Here is a 14,353-nt window from a genome sequence, read left to right on the forward strand (position 1 = left end):
AGGTGTGAGGATCGAGGTCCAGTCTTTCGATTTCCCGGATTCATGCAATCAAAAATCCGAACTATTCAACCATTGGAATTCTTACAAAAAGGTAATTTATTCTAAAGTAAATCGACAGTGTTTTCGCGATCGAAATTGATTTTTGTCTTATATTCGATTTTTGCAAAAAAGGTTAAATTAGTCGAAACTTAGTCGAATTCCATCGTTTTGAAAATTCTTCACCTTATAAATTCGGAATACTTTCGGATTTTAGGGAAAATCGGAGGATTCATATTCCCCGTTATAGGTTCTTTTCATTAATTTTAGTCTTTTTTAGGTTACAGAGTGAAGATTTTTTAAGAATACTATACAAAAAAATAGTTGTCAAAAGTCTATTGATATACTAATATATAGCAATTAATTGAGTAGGATATTGATATGCTTCAGATGTTATTGGTCCGGGATTTCGCCTTACTTGAATCGGCCCAAATTGAATTTAGAACCGGGCTAACTGCAATTACCGGGGAAACAGGTTCCGGAAAGTCGCTATTATTAGATGCAGTTTCGTCTTTGTTAGGCGGAAAAAGCAGTGCGATTGATATTCGAACTGGAGCCGACAAATATATCTTGGAAGCGGTTTGGGATATTAGCGCAAATTTGCCAGCTAAGGATTGGCTACAGGAAAAGGGGATCCCTTTCGAAGGAAAGGAGCTTATTCTGCGAAAGGAGTTTGCAAGAGACGGAAAATCCAAAATTCAAATCAATCACACCTTATCCTCCGCTCAAGTTTTACGTGGACTAGGCGAATTACTCGCCGAGGTTCATAACCAAAACGATCAGATTCTACTTTTAGATAAAACGCAGCAGATAGATATTTTAGACACTTATGCCGGTTTATATCCTCTCCGGTCCGAGGTAAAAGAATCCTTTTTAACATATCGGAGCCTGCGTAAGCGTTTAGATGAGATCGAGGCGAATTACGGGGATAAGAATCGGAAAAAGGAAATTCTTCAATACCAAATCGACGAAATTCATGCAGCAGGTTTAAAGGAGGGGGAAGAGGAAGATCTAGTAAAGGAAGAGAAGCTTCTTTCTCATGGCGAGCGCCTATCCGAGAATTTAGAGATAATCGCCGGATTGCTATCGGAAAGTGAAACTTCAGTTTTGAGCGTTTTTCCTCGTATTCTAATGGCTGCGGAAAAAATGAAAGCAATTCATTCGGATTACTCAGAATTGGAATCTTCTATTCGGGAAGCGTACGTTACTCTCCGTGAAATTAATACGACAGCGCAAGACCAGAAGGACGAAGTCTTTTTTTCTCCAGACAGATTGGCACATGTGCAGAGTCGATTGGATCTGATACAAAAGTTGAAGAAGAAATATGGGGCTGGTATTCAGGAAATTTTACTTTCCAAAAAAAATGCGGAAAACGAGCTCGAAGCGTTAGCCCAGAATATGGATTCGAAACAATCCCTTGAGCGAGAGAAGAAAAAGGCAACGGAGAAACTTGCGCAATTATGTATGCAATTGTCCAAAGCTAGGCGAGAATCTTTAAATCGTTTCGAAACTAGACTTAAATCCGAATTGGATGTCCTAGGTATGCCCGGCGCAGGGATTCAGGTAGTATTACGTTGGGAATCCAGTGCCGAAGGGGAGGTTGAGGCCCAAGGGAAATCTTACGTAGTCAACGAGTATGGACTGGACCAAGCGGAATTCTATTTCAGCCCGAATCCGGGAGAAAAGCCGCGGCCTCTACGTAAAATCGCTTCAGGGGGAGAAATTTCCAGAGTGATGCTTGCTATTAAAAGTGTATTAGGCTCGAATCATGATGGAAAAGTCTTGGTGTTGGATGAAATCGATTCAGGTCTGGGCGGGGAGATTGCAATGGATGTTGCAAAGAAATTACGAATATTAGCAAAGACTCACCAGATTCTTCTTGTTACTCACTTGCAACAAATTGCCGCTGCAGCCGATCATCATCTCAAAGTGAGTAAGCAAGTAAAAGAAGGTAGAACTCTATCCGACACTGAATTTTTAGGAATGGAAGAAAGAACCTTGGAACTTGCTAGAATGATCTCGGGTCAGAATGTTTCGCGGGGTGCTCTTGACCATGCGAAAGAGCTGCTGAAAAAGAAGGCGGTATGATTAGACAGTCTTCCAATGATTTTACCGGAGACTAAGTCCCCGGTAAAAAGGAAGCATTCTTTCTAAAAATCGTTTGGCAGGTACAGCCGAGTCAGAAACTCTACTCCTTGGAGAACTTCGACCGACATGATTCTTGCCAAAACAGATTCTTTGGTTTCCATCATTCCTCCGGAAACGATCCCGATTTTAATCCTTCTAGTTTCGATTATCGGGTTCACAATTATAATTGAAAGATTGATCTTTTTTTCGCGTTGGAAAGCTATTTCTCCCGACGAATGGAGACGAGTAAAAGACCTGCTGAACGAGAAAAATTATGATTCCGCTTCGGATCTCCTTCGTAGTTTAAGTCAAGGCCCCACTTCTCAGGTCATACAAGCAGGCATTGCTCAATTTAAGAGAAAGACTTCCGCAGTAGAAGACGAAATTTTAAGCCAAGGTTTAAGCCAGATTCAACGGATGGATAAATTTCTTTCTGCTCTGGCGACCATTGCGACCATCGCACCGCTTTTAGGAGTTTTAGGAACAGTAGTGGGAATTATCCGCTCATTTGCCGAAGGTTCCGGAACCAAAGGTGCGGAAGTCGGAATTAGCGAGGCCTTGATTACCACCGCAATGGGGTTGGCGGTTGCTATTCCTGCATACATTTTTAATAACTTTTTTCAAAAGAAGAAAGATGACGCAATTTCCGAAATGGAAACTCTTTCCGAGCAAGCCTTAAGGTATTTAAAATAGCGATGAGATTCAAGAAGTGGAGAAGTCAAAGCAACGGATATCGGGCCGGACAGATCGAGCTTGCGCCTATGATTGACGTTATCTGCTTTATCGTTATTTACTTCCTAATGAATGCTACTTTGGAAAAATCGACAGTAATTAAAATTGAATTGCCGCGTTCTTCCAGCACCGCACAGGAAAAGAAGAAGGATGAGTTAGTCATTACCATCAATAAGGATGGAAAGATTTTCTTAGATAAGGATACGGAACCTGTGGCTTTGGAAAAACTGACGGATAAGATCAAGGTTTTCATGGGTCCTGAAGATAAGGACAAAAAAGAAGCCAGCAAAAATAGAGTTATCATCAGAGGCGATGGCGGCGCGAATTATCAAACCATCGTAAAAGTAATAGATAAAGTAAATGAAGCGGGCGTTACCAGATTCAATTTATCGATGGTGCGTCAGCCTGGTGGTAAATGAACGAACTATAAATGGGAAGACGAAGGATCTTCCAAAGAAGTTTTTCCTGAATTTTGGAGGAATTTAGAACCTACTAAAAAGGTTGATAAGTGACTTGAAACGAAAGCCTCCAGTAAATAAATTTATAGTCGTCTTTTTCTTGACGAGCTCCCTTTTCTATTCGGCAGATATAACCGAGTTATTATCAAAGAGGAGCGATTATTTCGGTAAAACGATTAAGGAAGTCGTGTTCAAAGGAAATCGGAACACGTCCGATGCCGATATCGACTCTATGCTCGAGTTGAAGCGCGGAAGGCAATTAACGAAAGGTATGGTCGATCGAGACCTGAAAACCTTATTTGCTTCCGGTTTTTTCTATTTTATAGACATACAAGCCGAAGATGTGGACGGCGGAGTCAAGATAATCGTTGAATTGAAAGAACGTCCCCGGGTTAAGGAAATCGAATTTGTAGGCGCGGACGAAGTTTTTCCCGCGGACCTGCGTGAAAAAATGCCGTTGAAGGATAACGAGGTTATTACTCCTCAGAAAGTATCCAAGTCAAGGGATGTCATACTTCAAAAATATAGGGATGAGGGTTTCTTTTTAGCCTATGTAAAGGCAGAATTGGGAAAACCGGATCCCAAAACGAATCTAGTTAAAGTAAGATTCGTGATCGACGAAGGCGAGGAAATTCCTGTCGCTAAGATCAACGTTTATGGAAACGAAACCATCGAAACGTCCGAGCTTTTGGGCTTGATGGATCTGAAGGAAGAAGGTCTATTCGAAGGCGGGTCTTTTAAGGAAAGCTCCTTCGAGAAAGATAAGGAAGTTATTCAGGCTTATATGCGTAGTAAGGGGTATCTGGACTCCGAGTTACTCCGAGATGGAACGAATTGGGAGATCCATTGGGAAAATCCCGAAAAGAAAGACAGGCGCGTAATTATCGTTAATATAAAACTGTACGAAGGACAGATTTATTATTTTAACGGGTATTCGGTTGCCCACGATATGACTTTGGATAACGAAGGTCGTCCCGTCTTCTTGAATAAAGAGAAAAACCCGCCCGATACTCCGAAAGATAAGCTAAGTCCACTCTTTACGTTAGATGAAATAGAAAAGGTGATGGATTATAGCGTAAAAGATGTGGGTGAAATATTCGATGAGACAGTATTCATGCGTGATAGATCCTCCGTAAACGAACTCTACGGGGCAAAAGGGCATATTTTCGCGCAGGTTATCCCTCGAAGGAAGATTATTTCATTGGATGAAGAAAGTCTTCAATATTACGAAAACTGTTATTCAAGAAAAACGGATTTAGAGCGCAAAATTTGCGAAGACGAATATAAGCAATTGAACATACGTAAATTGCGGGAAGTATTCGTAAAAAAAACCGCTTTACGCGGTAGAAAATTCGTGCACGTGGATTTTACGGTTCGGGAAAATAATTTAGCTAAAATCGAAAACGTAATTATCAAGGGAAACAAGAAGACGCAGGATAAAGTTATTCGGCGGGAATTATTGTTTAAGCCTGGCGATCTTTTCGACTCCACTAAAGTCAATCGCTCCAGGGAGCGTATCCACAATTTAGGATATTTTAAAGAAGTAAACTTTAATATGCGTCCCGGCTCCGACGATTCTAAGATGAATATCGTGATCGAAGTATTGGAACAGCCGACGGGAACCGTGTCCATGGGTGGTGGATACGGAACGATTACTGGATTTACGATTTTTACGGAAGTCGGCGAGAATAACCTGAATGGAACAGGGCAAAAGATATCCGGAAGGATCGAATTCGGTCCCTACAGAAGATCTTTCCAGATATCTTGGACGGAGCCATGGCTTAACGATACCCCTTGGTCTCTTTCTCTTTCCTTATTTTATTTTTCAAGAACGATCTTCTTAGGGTCTACTTCCACGATTTCAATCTCCGATAGTACGACTGCCCCGATTACCGAGAACGCGACGTACGATAACAACGGATTAGGTGTTACGATGGGGATTGCCCATCGTGTATTCACCAACTGGACGCACTTTCACAGATACACTCCTGCGTTCTATTCCTATTCTAACCCGACGGCGCTCGTATCCGACGCTGTCCTCGCTAACGTTCGACAAGGTTGGCAATTTCGTTCGCAGATATCAAACGGCATTTCCTTTGATATTCGGGACAACGTATTCGCTCCAACTCGAGGTTACGATATACTTTTGCAAGTAGATAACGTAGGCCAGTATCTTGGTGGATCTTCGCACTTCGATCAGTATAGAGTAACTGCAGAATACTATCACACTTGGTTCGATTTTACGTTCGGCGGTTTAGTGCGAAACAACTCACTCCGTCGTTGGCGGGTGGTACAGGAGTTTCGTACATCGGATATGTTTACTTTGCAGAGATCTCCAAAGTACGGCCACCAAGATCCGGTTCAAGACCCGTACATTCGCCCCCAGGATTTATTGATCATCGGGGGATACGAGTCCTTACGAGGATGGTACTATAACGATCCGAAATTTCCGACGGACTGGAGAAGCGGAGCTCAGCATCGTATTCTGTTCGATTCTGAAATTCGGATTCCGATCGAACCGAGTCTTTTGTGGTTAGTGGTATTTTTAGATGGGGGGGCGCTTTACGAGCAAGTTAATCGATTTACCGGCGTTAAAAAAGATTATGTTACGAATTATGATAAAAACAAACAAGCACAGATTTTGGCCGACCCGGTAGGCTATTACCTCCAAAATAATTTCAACTTATCGAACGGCAAGAAAGCCGACGTGACTTACGACGATTTGAATAATCCGGCGAGATTGGTATTGTCTGCGCAAAACGTTGCGATGGATCGTATGAGATATTCTTGGGGGATAGGTCTAAGGATTCAGATTCCGGTTCTTCCCCTTCGTATTTACTTCGCCCAGAAAATTCGTCCTACGGGAAACTTTTGGGCCCCATTTGAAAGATATGAAGACGATAGGGCGTTTCAATTCGTATTCGGAATCGGGGATTACCGTTTCTAAGGGACGGAATTTTGTGTGATCGATTTACTTGTCGGCTTAAATGAACCGCAAAAAGCGGCTGTAGAACGATTGGACGGCCCAGTTTTGATCCTTGCAGGAGCCGGTTCCGGAAAGACAAGAGTCATTACTCACCGAATTGCCAACTTAATTCTGAATCGAAAAACGGACTCCATATGCGCTTTAACGTTCACAAATAAGGCGGCTGCGGAAATGGCCGAACGAGTGCGCAATTTGGTTCCCGATCTGCCGTTCAATGTGCAAATTAAAACCTTCCATTCTCTTTGTCTATTTATCTTACGGAGAGAGGCGAATGCACTCGGGATCGATTCGGGGTTTACCGTCTACGATACGACGCTTCAGGAATCGTTAATTAAGCAAGTTGTAAAGGACTTGCACGAGGATCCTAAGCAATACAAGCCGTCCGCCTTAACGGGTATTTTTTCTTCCTTAAAGGATTCGATGCTCGATCCGGACCAGTACGTCAGGAAAGAGGATTTTTCCCACCGATCGCAGGTCGTCGCGAAGATCTACGCCGAATACGAAGTCAGAAAGCAAAAAAATCAGGCTTTCGACTTCGGAGATTTGATATTGAGAGTCGTTCGACTGTTCGAAGAACAGCCTTCGATATTATCAAAGTATCAGGAGCGTTGGAGATACGTCATGGTGGATGAATATCAGGATACCAACAAAGTTCAATATCGGCTAGTTCGATTACTCGCAGGAGATCGCGGCAATTTATGCGTGGTGGGAGACGACGACCAATCCATCTATTCTTGGAGAGGCGCTGATATTTCGAATATTCTAAATTTCGAACATGATTATCCGAATTCTTTTGTCGTAAAGCTGGAGGAGAATTATCGTTCCTCAGGAAGAATTATAAGAGCGGCGTCAAGGGTAATTTCTAATAACCCTGATCGTAAAGAGAAAGAGCTTTTTACAAATAATCCCGAAGGGGAGCCGGTAACTCTCTCTGAGTTTGAAAACGAAAACGAAGAGGCGTATGACGCGGTAAAAAAGATTCGATCCGAAGCGGCAAAGGGCACGGACTATAAAGATTTTGCCATATTTTACAGAACAAACGCCCAATCGAGATATTACGAGGAAAGTCTAAGATCCGCAGGTATACCTTACAAAATTTTCGGAGGATTTCGATTTTTCGATCGGGCCGAGATTAAGGACATGATCGCATATTTAAATGTGGTCGCCAATCCTTTGGATTCGACATCTCTCCTTAGAATTGTAAATAATCCACCGAGGGGAATAGGAGACGCCTCCATCGAGAAAATGCGCGAGTTTTCCATTGATCGCGGATTTTCGTTTTTGGAGGCGCTGGGACATCCTGACTTACCGTTAAAGAAAGCAGGGATTGCCAAAGCAAAAGAACTCTATCATCTATTCGAAGATCTGATTGAAATGAAGGAGAAGGGAGAACTTCCCTCTAAGATTGCGTTACAAATAATTGAACGGTCGGGTTGGGTGGAATATACCGAGCGAAACTCCGGGGATGAGGAGGCCGTTTCAAGAGTCGAGAACGTTCGAGAGTTCGTGAACTCGATTGCCGAGTATGAAGAGCGGGAAGATTCTCCGAATTTGGAGGAATACCTCAATCAGATTAGCCTCCTTACCTCGGAAGAGGACACCGCTCAATTGACCGATTATGTTCATCTAATGACGGTACATAACGCAAAAGGACTGGAGTTTCCGACCGTTTTTCTTACCGGCCTGGAAGAAGGGACCTTCCCGCATTCTATGAGTCTTGAGGAACCGAAAGGAGAGCAAGAGGAACGCAGGCTATTCTATGTAGCCCTGACTCGTGCCAGAAAAAAACTTTATCTAAGCTATTGCAGATATTCTCGAAAATTCGGAAAAGTAGAACCGCGAATACCATCTCACTTTTTGCCCGAAATTCCTTCGGAATGCTTCGGCCAAGAAGCCGCATTCATAAGAAGGGGAGTCCGGGTGCCGGAAGGTCCTCCTGTGGCTTGGGGGGGAGCCGGTGATTCTTCATTAAAAAACGTTCGAAATTCGGAAGATTCGAACGCCGGTCCTTTAGGAGAGGAAGCGGAAATCGGAGAGGGGGATCGAGTTAGGCACGGTCAGTTTGGGGTGGGAATTGTTGCCGGCGTCTCCGGGAACGGGAAAAACCGAAAAGTCAAAATCAGGTTTGGAGGGGTAGAAAAGAACTTTTTCCTTGCCTATACCCCCTTAGAGAAATTATAACGGAGGGAAAAGTTCCTCCTTATAAAAACCGATAATTATCCCAAGGAACACAGGAAAACCAATGAAACGGATCTTAGTAGCAGCTCTTGCCTTAGGCTTGGCAAGCCCCCTCCTAGCAGGAAAAGTAACCGGTCTAGTGGAAGAATTCAACAAGGTAGAAGAATTTAATAAGAACCGAAAAATCTCGGAAGCGGCCAAAAAGGCTACTCTGGAAAAGAATCTACTTTCTGCTCTTAAATACAGCCTTCACCGAAAGTATCTGGATTACAAAGAATATACGAAAGGTCTAACGACCGATTCGCTCCAGTACGAGCAGCAAAAAGGTACGTTCTCGGTTTACGTTAAGTTTAAAACCTATATAGTATTTTATACGTATCTGATGGATCCGGAATTATATCTTCAGACACCAACGAACGAAGTCTTCTATGTTCGTCCCGATAATTTAGATGAAGAGGTTCACAAGGAAGACAAACAGCAACCTGCGTCTCCTTCGAGCCAGGCAAAATAATCTTCTCGGAATGCGATTTCCGGAAGAAGCTCATATCGTATCAAGGCTCGTGCTCGAGGCGGCGGATGAGATTCTCCGGATATATCGTAGCGAATTCTCAGTCAGAGAAAAAACGAAAGGGGATCCTGTAACCGAAGCCGATCTCGTCGCAAATAGAATTTTAATCGAAGGGATTCGTAAAAAATTCGGAGACCCGGTTTTTTCAGAGGAAGAACTTCTTCCCTTCGATCAGGAGACTCATCGATTCGGGCGAGTTTGGATTTTAGATCCGATTGATGGCACCCGCGAGTTTGTCGCAAAGAATCCGGAATTCGCGTTGAGTTTAGGTCTAGTTCGGGAAGGAAGACCTGTTTTCGGTATCATTATGAATCCCGCTAGCGGTGAGTTTTTTTGGGGAAGGGAAAACGTAGGAGCAGGATACCAAGTTATCGAACCGCCTTTTACAAGCCGAGAGATCGATTGGAATACTTCTCATAAGTTTTTAGAAGATGCCGAAATCCATTCTTTGAAAGAAATTCTAGTTTCAGTCTCGGAAACTAGAGCGGGGCTGTTCGATATGACAGGTTTCGGAACCCAATATAAAACTAAGGCGACTGGCTCTATTGCTTATAAATTGGCATTAGTGGCCGTCGCAAAAGCACCGTTAACTCTTTCCTTACGACCTAAAAATGATTGGGACATTGCGGGAGGCGTCGCGATTCTCCGAGCGTCAGGCGGATCGGATATAGAAATAAAGACAGGATTGCCTTTTGATTTTTTAAAATCAAAATTAAGCGTGGGACTTTTGGCTGGAAAGAGGGAGATAGTTCAAGAATTTTGGAAGGACAATAGAGCCAGACTTCAAGGTTCTGTTCGTGAAAGTTGGTAAATATTTCAGACAAGGAAGTTTGTTAATTTTGAAGGGAAAACGAAAGACCGTAAATCCACTGACTCAAAAGCCGTTTATCATAGGGGTGGACGCGAGGCCGTTATCTACTCCCGTTTCAGGTGTAGGCAGATTAATCTCAGCAACTCTAAAAGGTTTCGAAGGAGATCCTCGTTTCAGTTTTCGTCTTTTTTCAAACCGTCCATTACATGCAAGTCACGCCGGTTTGACAAACCTACCGAATGTAAGTGTGGAGGTAGGAGAAGGCTATCTCGCTAAAAAAGGAGGACTCTATTTCGGTCTTGCACTTCCCTGGCTTTTACGTCGGGACAGAGTCGATCTCTTTTGGGGAACTCAGCAAGTTCTACCTCCTTTCTTTCCAAGCAATATTCCTACCGTTCTTACCTGCGTCGATTTCGTGATTTATAAATTTCCGGATACGATGAGACGACTTGCTCGGCTCCAGCAAGCTTTGCTAATTCACTGGAGCGCTAAACGAGCGAATAAGATTCTTCCGATTTCTAGGGCAGTCGGGGACGAAGCGAAATCATATTTTAAAATTCCGGAAAGTAAAATTTCGGTAGTATATCCCGGTTATGATCCCGATGACATTCGACGAACTCCCGCCAAGCCCCCGACGAAACGAGTCGCAAATCTTCCGTCCAAATATTTTCTTTCGGTCTCTACGGTAGAACCGAGAAAGAATTACGGTTTCTTAAGACAGGCATATCTGGAATATCTAAAGATAGCGGGTAACAAACCTCGACTTTGGGTGCATGCCGGCAAAGCGGGATGGGAAAATCCTGATTTAGTCGAGACGATGCGAGCCGACAGCAAATCCGGGAAAATGCTTTGGATAGAAGCTCCCTCCGATGAAGAATTACATTATTTATATTCGAAGACCGATTTATTCCTGTTTCCATCTTTGTATGAAGGGTTCGGGATTCCTCTCGTGGAAGCATTGGCGCATGGAAAACAATGCCTAGTCGCGGATTTACCGGTTTTTCGCGAAATCGGGGGAAAATCGATAGTTTATGAAAGCACGAGAGATCCTATAAAATGGGCGGAGGCGCTTCAAAACTATTGCGTCAAACCTTGGAAATTACCGAAGCCTAATTTAAAGAAATTTGAAATGCTTCATTCTGCAAAATTAACCCGGGACGTTTTTCTGGAATTCCTGAAAGGTAAATCGAACTAGAATTTCCCGAACAGATTCCGTAATATTCCGGTTTTGACCCGTTCTACAGTTCCGGAAAAAACGATACCCCGATCCGACTTCCAAAGTATATGCATTCTATTTTTATCCAGCGCTTGGAAGAATACCTCTTCACTGTCGTTGGGAGCGAATCTAAATAGGTCCTCTTTTCTTTCCCAATCCGATTCGTTCCATCCTTCTCTATCGTAAGCCGGAGAAAATTGGGACGAATTTACCTTCAAGGAGAATCCTTTTTTGCTCGACCATTCAAAATAGGCAGTCGGTATCGTTTGCTGCGAGTCGGCAAAAACGGGTATCGCGGTGATTCCTTTTCCGGAAAACCGAGATCCTCCCAAATAACCTTCAAATTCTTGAAAGGACAAAAAGTAATTATAAATCGAATTAGACACGAGTAAAAACGATTCCTCCATTTTACGAGCCGCAGCCGTCTTGGCAAGGAGGATCGAGTCCATTTGAGGGAAACAAGCGGATTTAGCTTGAAGGCGTTTCAGGATCGCACATCCTGGAAAGGATGAGCTTTAGACCTCTCTTCACTTTTTCTCTCATTATCATTCTTAGTTTAACGATGCCTTCTTGTACAAGAGGAGAAGAGGCGGCGATTTACAAAATAGCGCTCGAAGATTGGGATGGCCGATCCCATCAGCTCTCCGAATATCGGGGACAGCTTCTAATTCTGGATTTTTGGGCGAGTTGGTGTGAGCCTTGCAAAAAAGCCGTGCCGGTAGTGGAAGATCTCAAAAACGACCTTCATGGTAAGAACGCTGAAGTCTTGGGGGTAAATACGGAAAACGGATTAAGTATCCTGGAGATCAAGAACGCAGCTAAGGAATTCGGGATGGATTATCCTAGCCTCCTGGATCCAGAGTGGAAATTAGTAAACCTTTTAAAGATAGAGGGCCAGCCGGCCCTCTTCGTGTTTAGTAAATCAGGAAAACGCCTACATTTCCAATACGGAATCTCCGAAAAAGATCTCCCGGTTTTGCGAGGACGTCTAAGAAATTGGCTCGAATCTCCCTAAAACTTCAAATATGCATAACGATATGCATAAATAACTCTTGATCTCTTCGACAAAGCCCTAAAAAAAAGGATTTATCTCTAGGGTTCGCCTTTTATCCTGGGGACCGTAATCGGGTTCCGCCGGAAACCTAAAAAAACCCCATAGTAAAAATCAGGAGAGTTATGATTCATGGCTGAGAATCTCGCCCAATTGTTCAGTGAGACTGCGGAGAAATACAAGGATCAACCTGCCTTCTATTCCAAGGATGCTCACAAACATTACCATCCGGTCACCTACGGTCAGTTGTACGAGTACGGTTTAAACCTTGCAGAAGCGCTTATCGACTTAGGAGTCAAGGCCCGTGAACATGTGGGACTCTTGGCCGACAATAGGATAGAATGGATTATCGCCGACTATGGGATCATTCTTACCGGAGCTGCGGATGTACCTCGCGGCACCGACATTACCGATTCCGAAATCGTTTATATCGTGAGTCATTCCGAATCAGAAGTCGTCTTTATCGAAAACGATAAAATGCTCGAAAAATTCAATCGGAATAAATCGCAACTAGCAAAAGTAAAAACGATCATTATCATGGACAAGGATTCTAATTCTCCCGGAGTCCTGAAGTTATACGATCTAATCGAAAAAGGGAAACAGCTTCGTGCCGGCGGATCTCGGAAGGTAGAGGAGCGGGTCGCAGGAATTAAACCCGAAGATCTATTCACTCTTATCTATACCTCCGGTACGACGGGTCTTCCGAAAGGAGTTCAGCTGATGCACTCAAATATGATGCATCAAGTGTTGAATGTCACTCCGATGCTGAAGATTAACGCCGAAGCGAAATTACTTTCGATACTCCCGGTTTGGCACGTTTTCGAAAGGGTCGTCGAATATGTATGCATCAGTATCGGTGCGGCAACCTATTATACGAACGTTCGCGATCTTCGTCAGGATTTGGCAACGGTAAAGCCTACCTTTATGGGATCAGCACCTAGACTTTGGGAGAATATTTACAACGGAATATATACCCGTATCAACGATCCGAGCCAAACTCCGACGATTCGCAGAACCTTATTCAAATTGGCATATTTCTTTTCCGATAAGAATAACGCCTCGACCCGTTTTCTTTCGGGAAATGAGGTAGATTACCATGGTCGCAATCCAATAAGTTCTTTCTTTTACGGGATTCTAATGGTCATCCAATATCTGCTGACCGGTCCGTTTACACTAAGCATAATTACAGCTATTGCGGCGTATATGCTTGCTCCAACTTCGTTCGGGTATTTAAGTCTTCCGTTATATGTCGTTTCCGGTTTGGGTTTATTTCTAAACAGCGCAACCTTGGATAAGGTCGTTCTCTCTAAGATTAGAACCGCGACCGGTGGGAATCTCAGAGCCTCCATCTCCGGCGGAGGAGCACTTCCTCGGCATGTGGACGAATTTTTCAATAATATCGGAATCAACGTGTTGGAAGGATACGGAATGACAGAGACTTCTCCGGTTCTTTCAGTTCGTACTTTCCAAAAATTGATAATAGGTTCTGTCGGGAGTATCGTTCCTAAGACGAGACTTCAGATCAGAAACGATAATAACGATGTATTAACCGAAGTAGACGAGGGCGGTCACATAACCCAAGGTAAGCTAGGTCGTAAAGGCGTAGTTTTCGTAAAGGGGCCCCAAGTTATGAAAGGTTATTTCAAAAACGACGAAGCCACGGCCAAAACGTTAGTCGACGGTTGGATGAACACCGGCGATATGGGAATGATCAACTTTAAGAGGACTCTAACCTTGACGGGTCGAGCGAAGGATACCGTCGTACTTCTCGGTGGAGAAAATGTAGAGCCGGTTCCTATCGAAAACAAACTGCAAGAATCGCCGTACATTAGTCAGTGTATGGTGATCGGCCAAGATCAGAAAAACCTGGGTGCCATTATTATACCCGACTTCGAGAAATTGGGTGAATGGGCCAAGGAGAACGGGATCGATATTTCGGATCGGGAAAAACTAATCGAAAATCCTAAGATAGTCGATTTTTACCGTAAGGAGATCAAGAACTTGAACAATGCCAAGAACGGGTTCAAGTCTTTCGAACAAGTTACTCCGTTCTTTCTAATTACTAAACCGTTTGAAGTCGGCGACGAGTTAAATAACATGCTTAAGATGAAACGTCACGTGATTGCGGAAAAATACGCGGATAAAATTAAGAAGGTCTATACCGACAAATAGGTTTCACGACACTATTTT

The 14,353-nt window shown here is 43.4% G+C and carries 11 protein-coding genes; 10 read left to right on the forward strand and 1 reads right to left on the reverse strand.

Going from position 1 to position 14,353, the window contains the following annotated elements:
* Window positions 1–417: 417 nt before the first annotated feature.
* The 8 genes from recN (at window position 418) to LEP1GSC050_RS03045 (ending at window position 11,091) form a co-directional block, all read left to right on the forward strand.
* Entirely contained in the window at window positions 418–2,124 is a 1,707-nt protein-coding gene (gene recN, locus LEP1GSC050_RS03010; RefSeq protein WP_010569581.1) for a DNA repair protein RecN, read from the forward strand.
* 126 nt (window positions 2,125–2,250) lie between these two features.
* Window positions 2,251–2,856 carry a MotA/TolQ/ExbB proton channel family protein gene (locus LEP1GSC050_RS03015; protein ID WP_010419068.1) on the forward strand — a complete coding sequence of 202 codons (606 nt, stop codon included), beginning with the start codon at window positions 2,251–2,253 and terminating at the stop codon, window positions 2,854–2,856.
* A gap of 2 nt (window positions 2,857–2,858) precedes the next feature.
* Window positions 2,859–3,314: an ExbD/TolR family protein gene (locus tag LEP1GSC050_RS03020; RefSeq protein ID WP_010569582.1), complete on the forward strand. Its 456-nt coding sequence runs from the start codon at window positions 2,859–2,861 to the stop codon at window positions 3,312–3,314.
* 94 nt (window positions 3,315–3,408) lie between these two features.
* Entirely contained in the window at window positions 3,409–6,300 is a 2,892-nt protein-coding gene (locus LEP1GSC050_RS03025; protein ID WP_020987029.1) for a BamA/OMP85 family outer membrane protein, read from the forward strand.
* Window positions 6,301–6,315: 15 nt separating this feature from the next.
* Window positions 6,316–8,520 (forward strand): ATP-dependent helicase, encoded by a 2,205-nt coding sequence (locus LEP1GSC050_RS03030; protein ID WP_010569584.1) that lies wholly within the window; start codon window positions 6,316–6,318, stop codon window positions 8,518–8,520.
* 61 nt (window positions 8,521–8,581) lie between these two features.
* The gene (locus tag LEP1GSC050_RS03035) at window positions 8,582–9,028 is read left to right on the forward strand and encodes an LIC11625 family surface-exposed protein (protein ID WP_010569585.1); all 447 of its coding nucleotides are present in this window, start codon (window positions 8,582–8,584) and stop codon (window positions 9,026–9,028) included.
* Complete coding sequence (locus tag LEP1GSC050_RS03040; protein WP_232225639.1) at window positions 8,967–9,896, forward strand: 3'(2'),5'-bisphosphate nucleotidase CysQ family protein; 930 nt, start codon at window positions 8,967–8,969, stop codon at window positions 9,894–9,896. The genes LEP1GSC050_RS03035 and LEP1GSC050_RS03040 overlap by 62 nt, the downstream gene beginning before the upstream one ends.
* Window positions 9,883–11,091 (forward strand): glycosyltransferase family 4 protein, encoded by a 1,209-nt coding sequence (locus tag LEP1GSC050_RS03045; RefSeq protein ID WP_232225640.1) that lies wholly within the window; start codon window positions 9,883–9,885, stop codon window positions 11,089–11,091. Before LEP1GSC050_RS03040 ends, LEP1GSC050_RS03045 begins: the two co-directional genes overlap by 14 nt.
* Here the strand turns inward: LEP1GSC050_RS03045 and LEP1GSC050_RS03050 are convergent.
* A complete protein-coding gene (locus tag LEP1GSC050_RS03050) occupies window positions 11,088–11,561 on the reverse strand; it encodes a hypothetical protein (RefSeq protein ID WP_010569588.1) in 474 nt (157 codons plus the stop codon). The genes LEP1GSC050_RS03045 and LEP1GSC050_RS03050 overlap by 4 nt on opposite strands.
* Before the next feature lie 59 nt (window positions 11,562–11,620).
* Between LEP1GSC050_RS03050 and LEP1GSC050_RS03055 the strand changes: the two genes are divergently transcribed.
* Both LEP1GSC050_RS03055 and LEP1GSC050_RS03060 read left to right on the forward strand, forming a co-directional pair.
* Window positions 11,621–12,127, forward strand: coding sequence for a TlpA family protein disulfide reductase (locus tag LEP1GSC050_RS03055; RefSeq protein ID WP_010569589.1), 507 nt, complete (start codon window positions 11,621–11,623; stop codon window positions 12,125–12,127).
* A 168-nt stretch (window positions 12,128–12,295) separates the two neighbouring features.
* Window positions 12,296–14,335, forward strand: a complete 2,040-nt coding sequence (locus LEP1GSC050_RS03060; protein ID WP_010569590.1) for an AMP-dependent synthetase/ligase — start codon at window positions 12,296–12,298, stop codon at window positions 14,333–14,335.
* Window positions 14,336–14,353: the final 18 nt, after the last annotated feature.

It is taken from the genome of Leptospira broomii serovar Hurstbridge str. 5399 (assembly GCF_000243715.2).
Taxonomy (GTDB): Bacteria; Spirochaetota; Leptospiria; order Leptospirales; family Leptospiraceae; genus Leptospira_B; species Leptospira_B broomii.

Excerpts from the sequence above, each read along its gene's own strand:
- recN (WP_010569581.1), top strand. The coding sequence starts at position 418 with ATGCTTCAGATGTTATTGGTCCGGGATTTCGCCTTACTTGAATCGGCC.
- LEP1GSC050_RS03015 (WP_010419068.1), top strand. The coding sequence starts at position 2,251 with ATGATTCTTGCCAAAACAGATTCTTTGGTTTCCATCATTCCTCCGGAA.
- LEP1GSC050_RS03020 (WP_010569582.1), top strand. The coding sequence starts at position 2,859 with ATGAGATTCAAGAAGTGGAGAAGTCAAAGCAACGGATATCGGGCCGGA.
- LEP1GSC050_RS03035 (WP_010569585.1), top strand. The coding sequence starts at position 8,582 with ATGAAACGGATCTTAGTAGCAGCTCTTGCCTTAGGCTTGGCAAGCCCC.
- LEP1GSC050_RS03040 (WP_232225639.1), top strand. The coding sequence starts at position 8,967 with ATGAAGAGGTTCACAAGGAAGACAAACAGCAACCTGCGTCTCCTTCGA.
- LEP1GSC050_RS03050 (WP_010569588.1), bottom strand. The coding sequence starts at position 11,561 with ATGGACTCGATCCTCCTTGCCAAGACGGCTGCGGCTCGTAAAATGGAG.
- LEP1GSC050_RS03055 (WP_010569589.1), top strand. The coding sequence starts at position 11,621 with ATGAGCTTTAGACCTCTCTTCACTTTTTCTCTCATTATCATTCTTAGT.
- LEP1GSC050_RS03060 (WP_010569590.1), top strand. The coding sequence starts at position 12,296 with ATGGCTGAGAATCTCGCCCAATTGTTCAGTGAGACTGCGGAGAAATAC.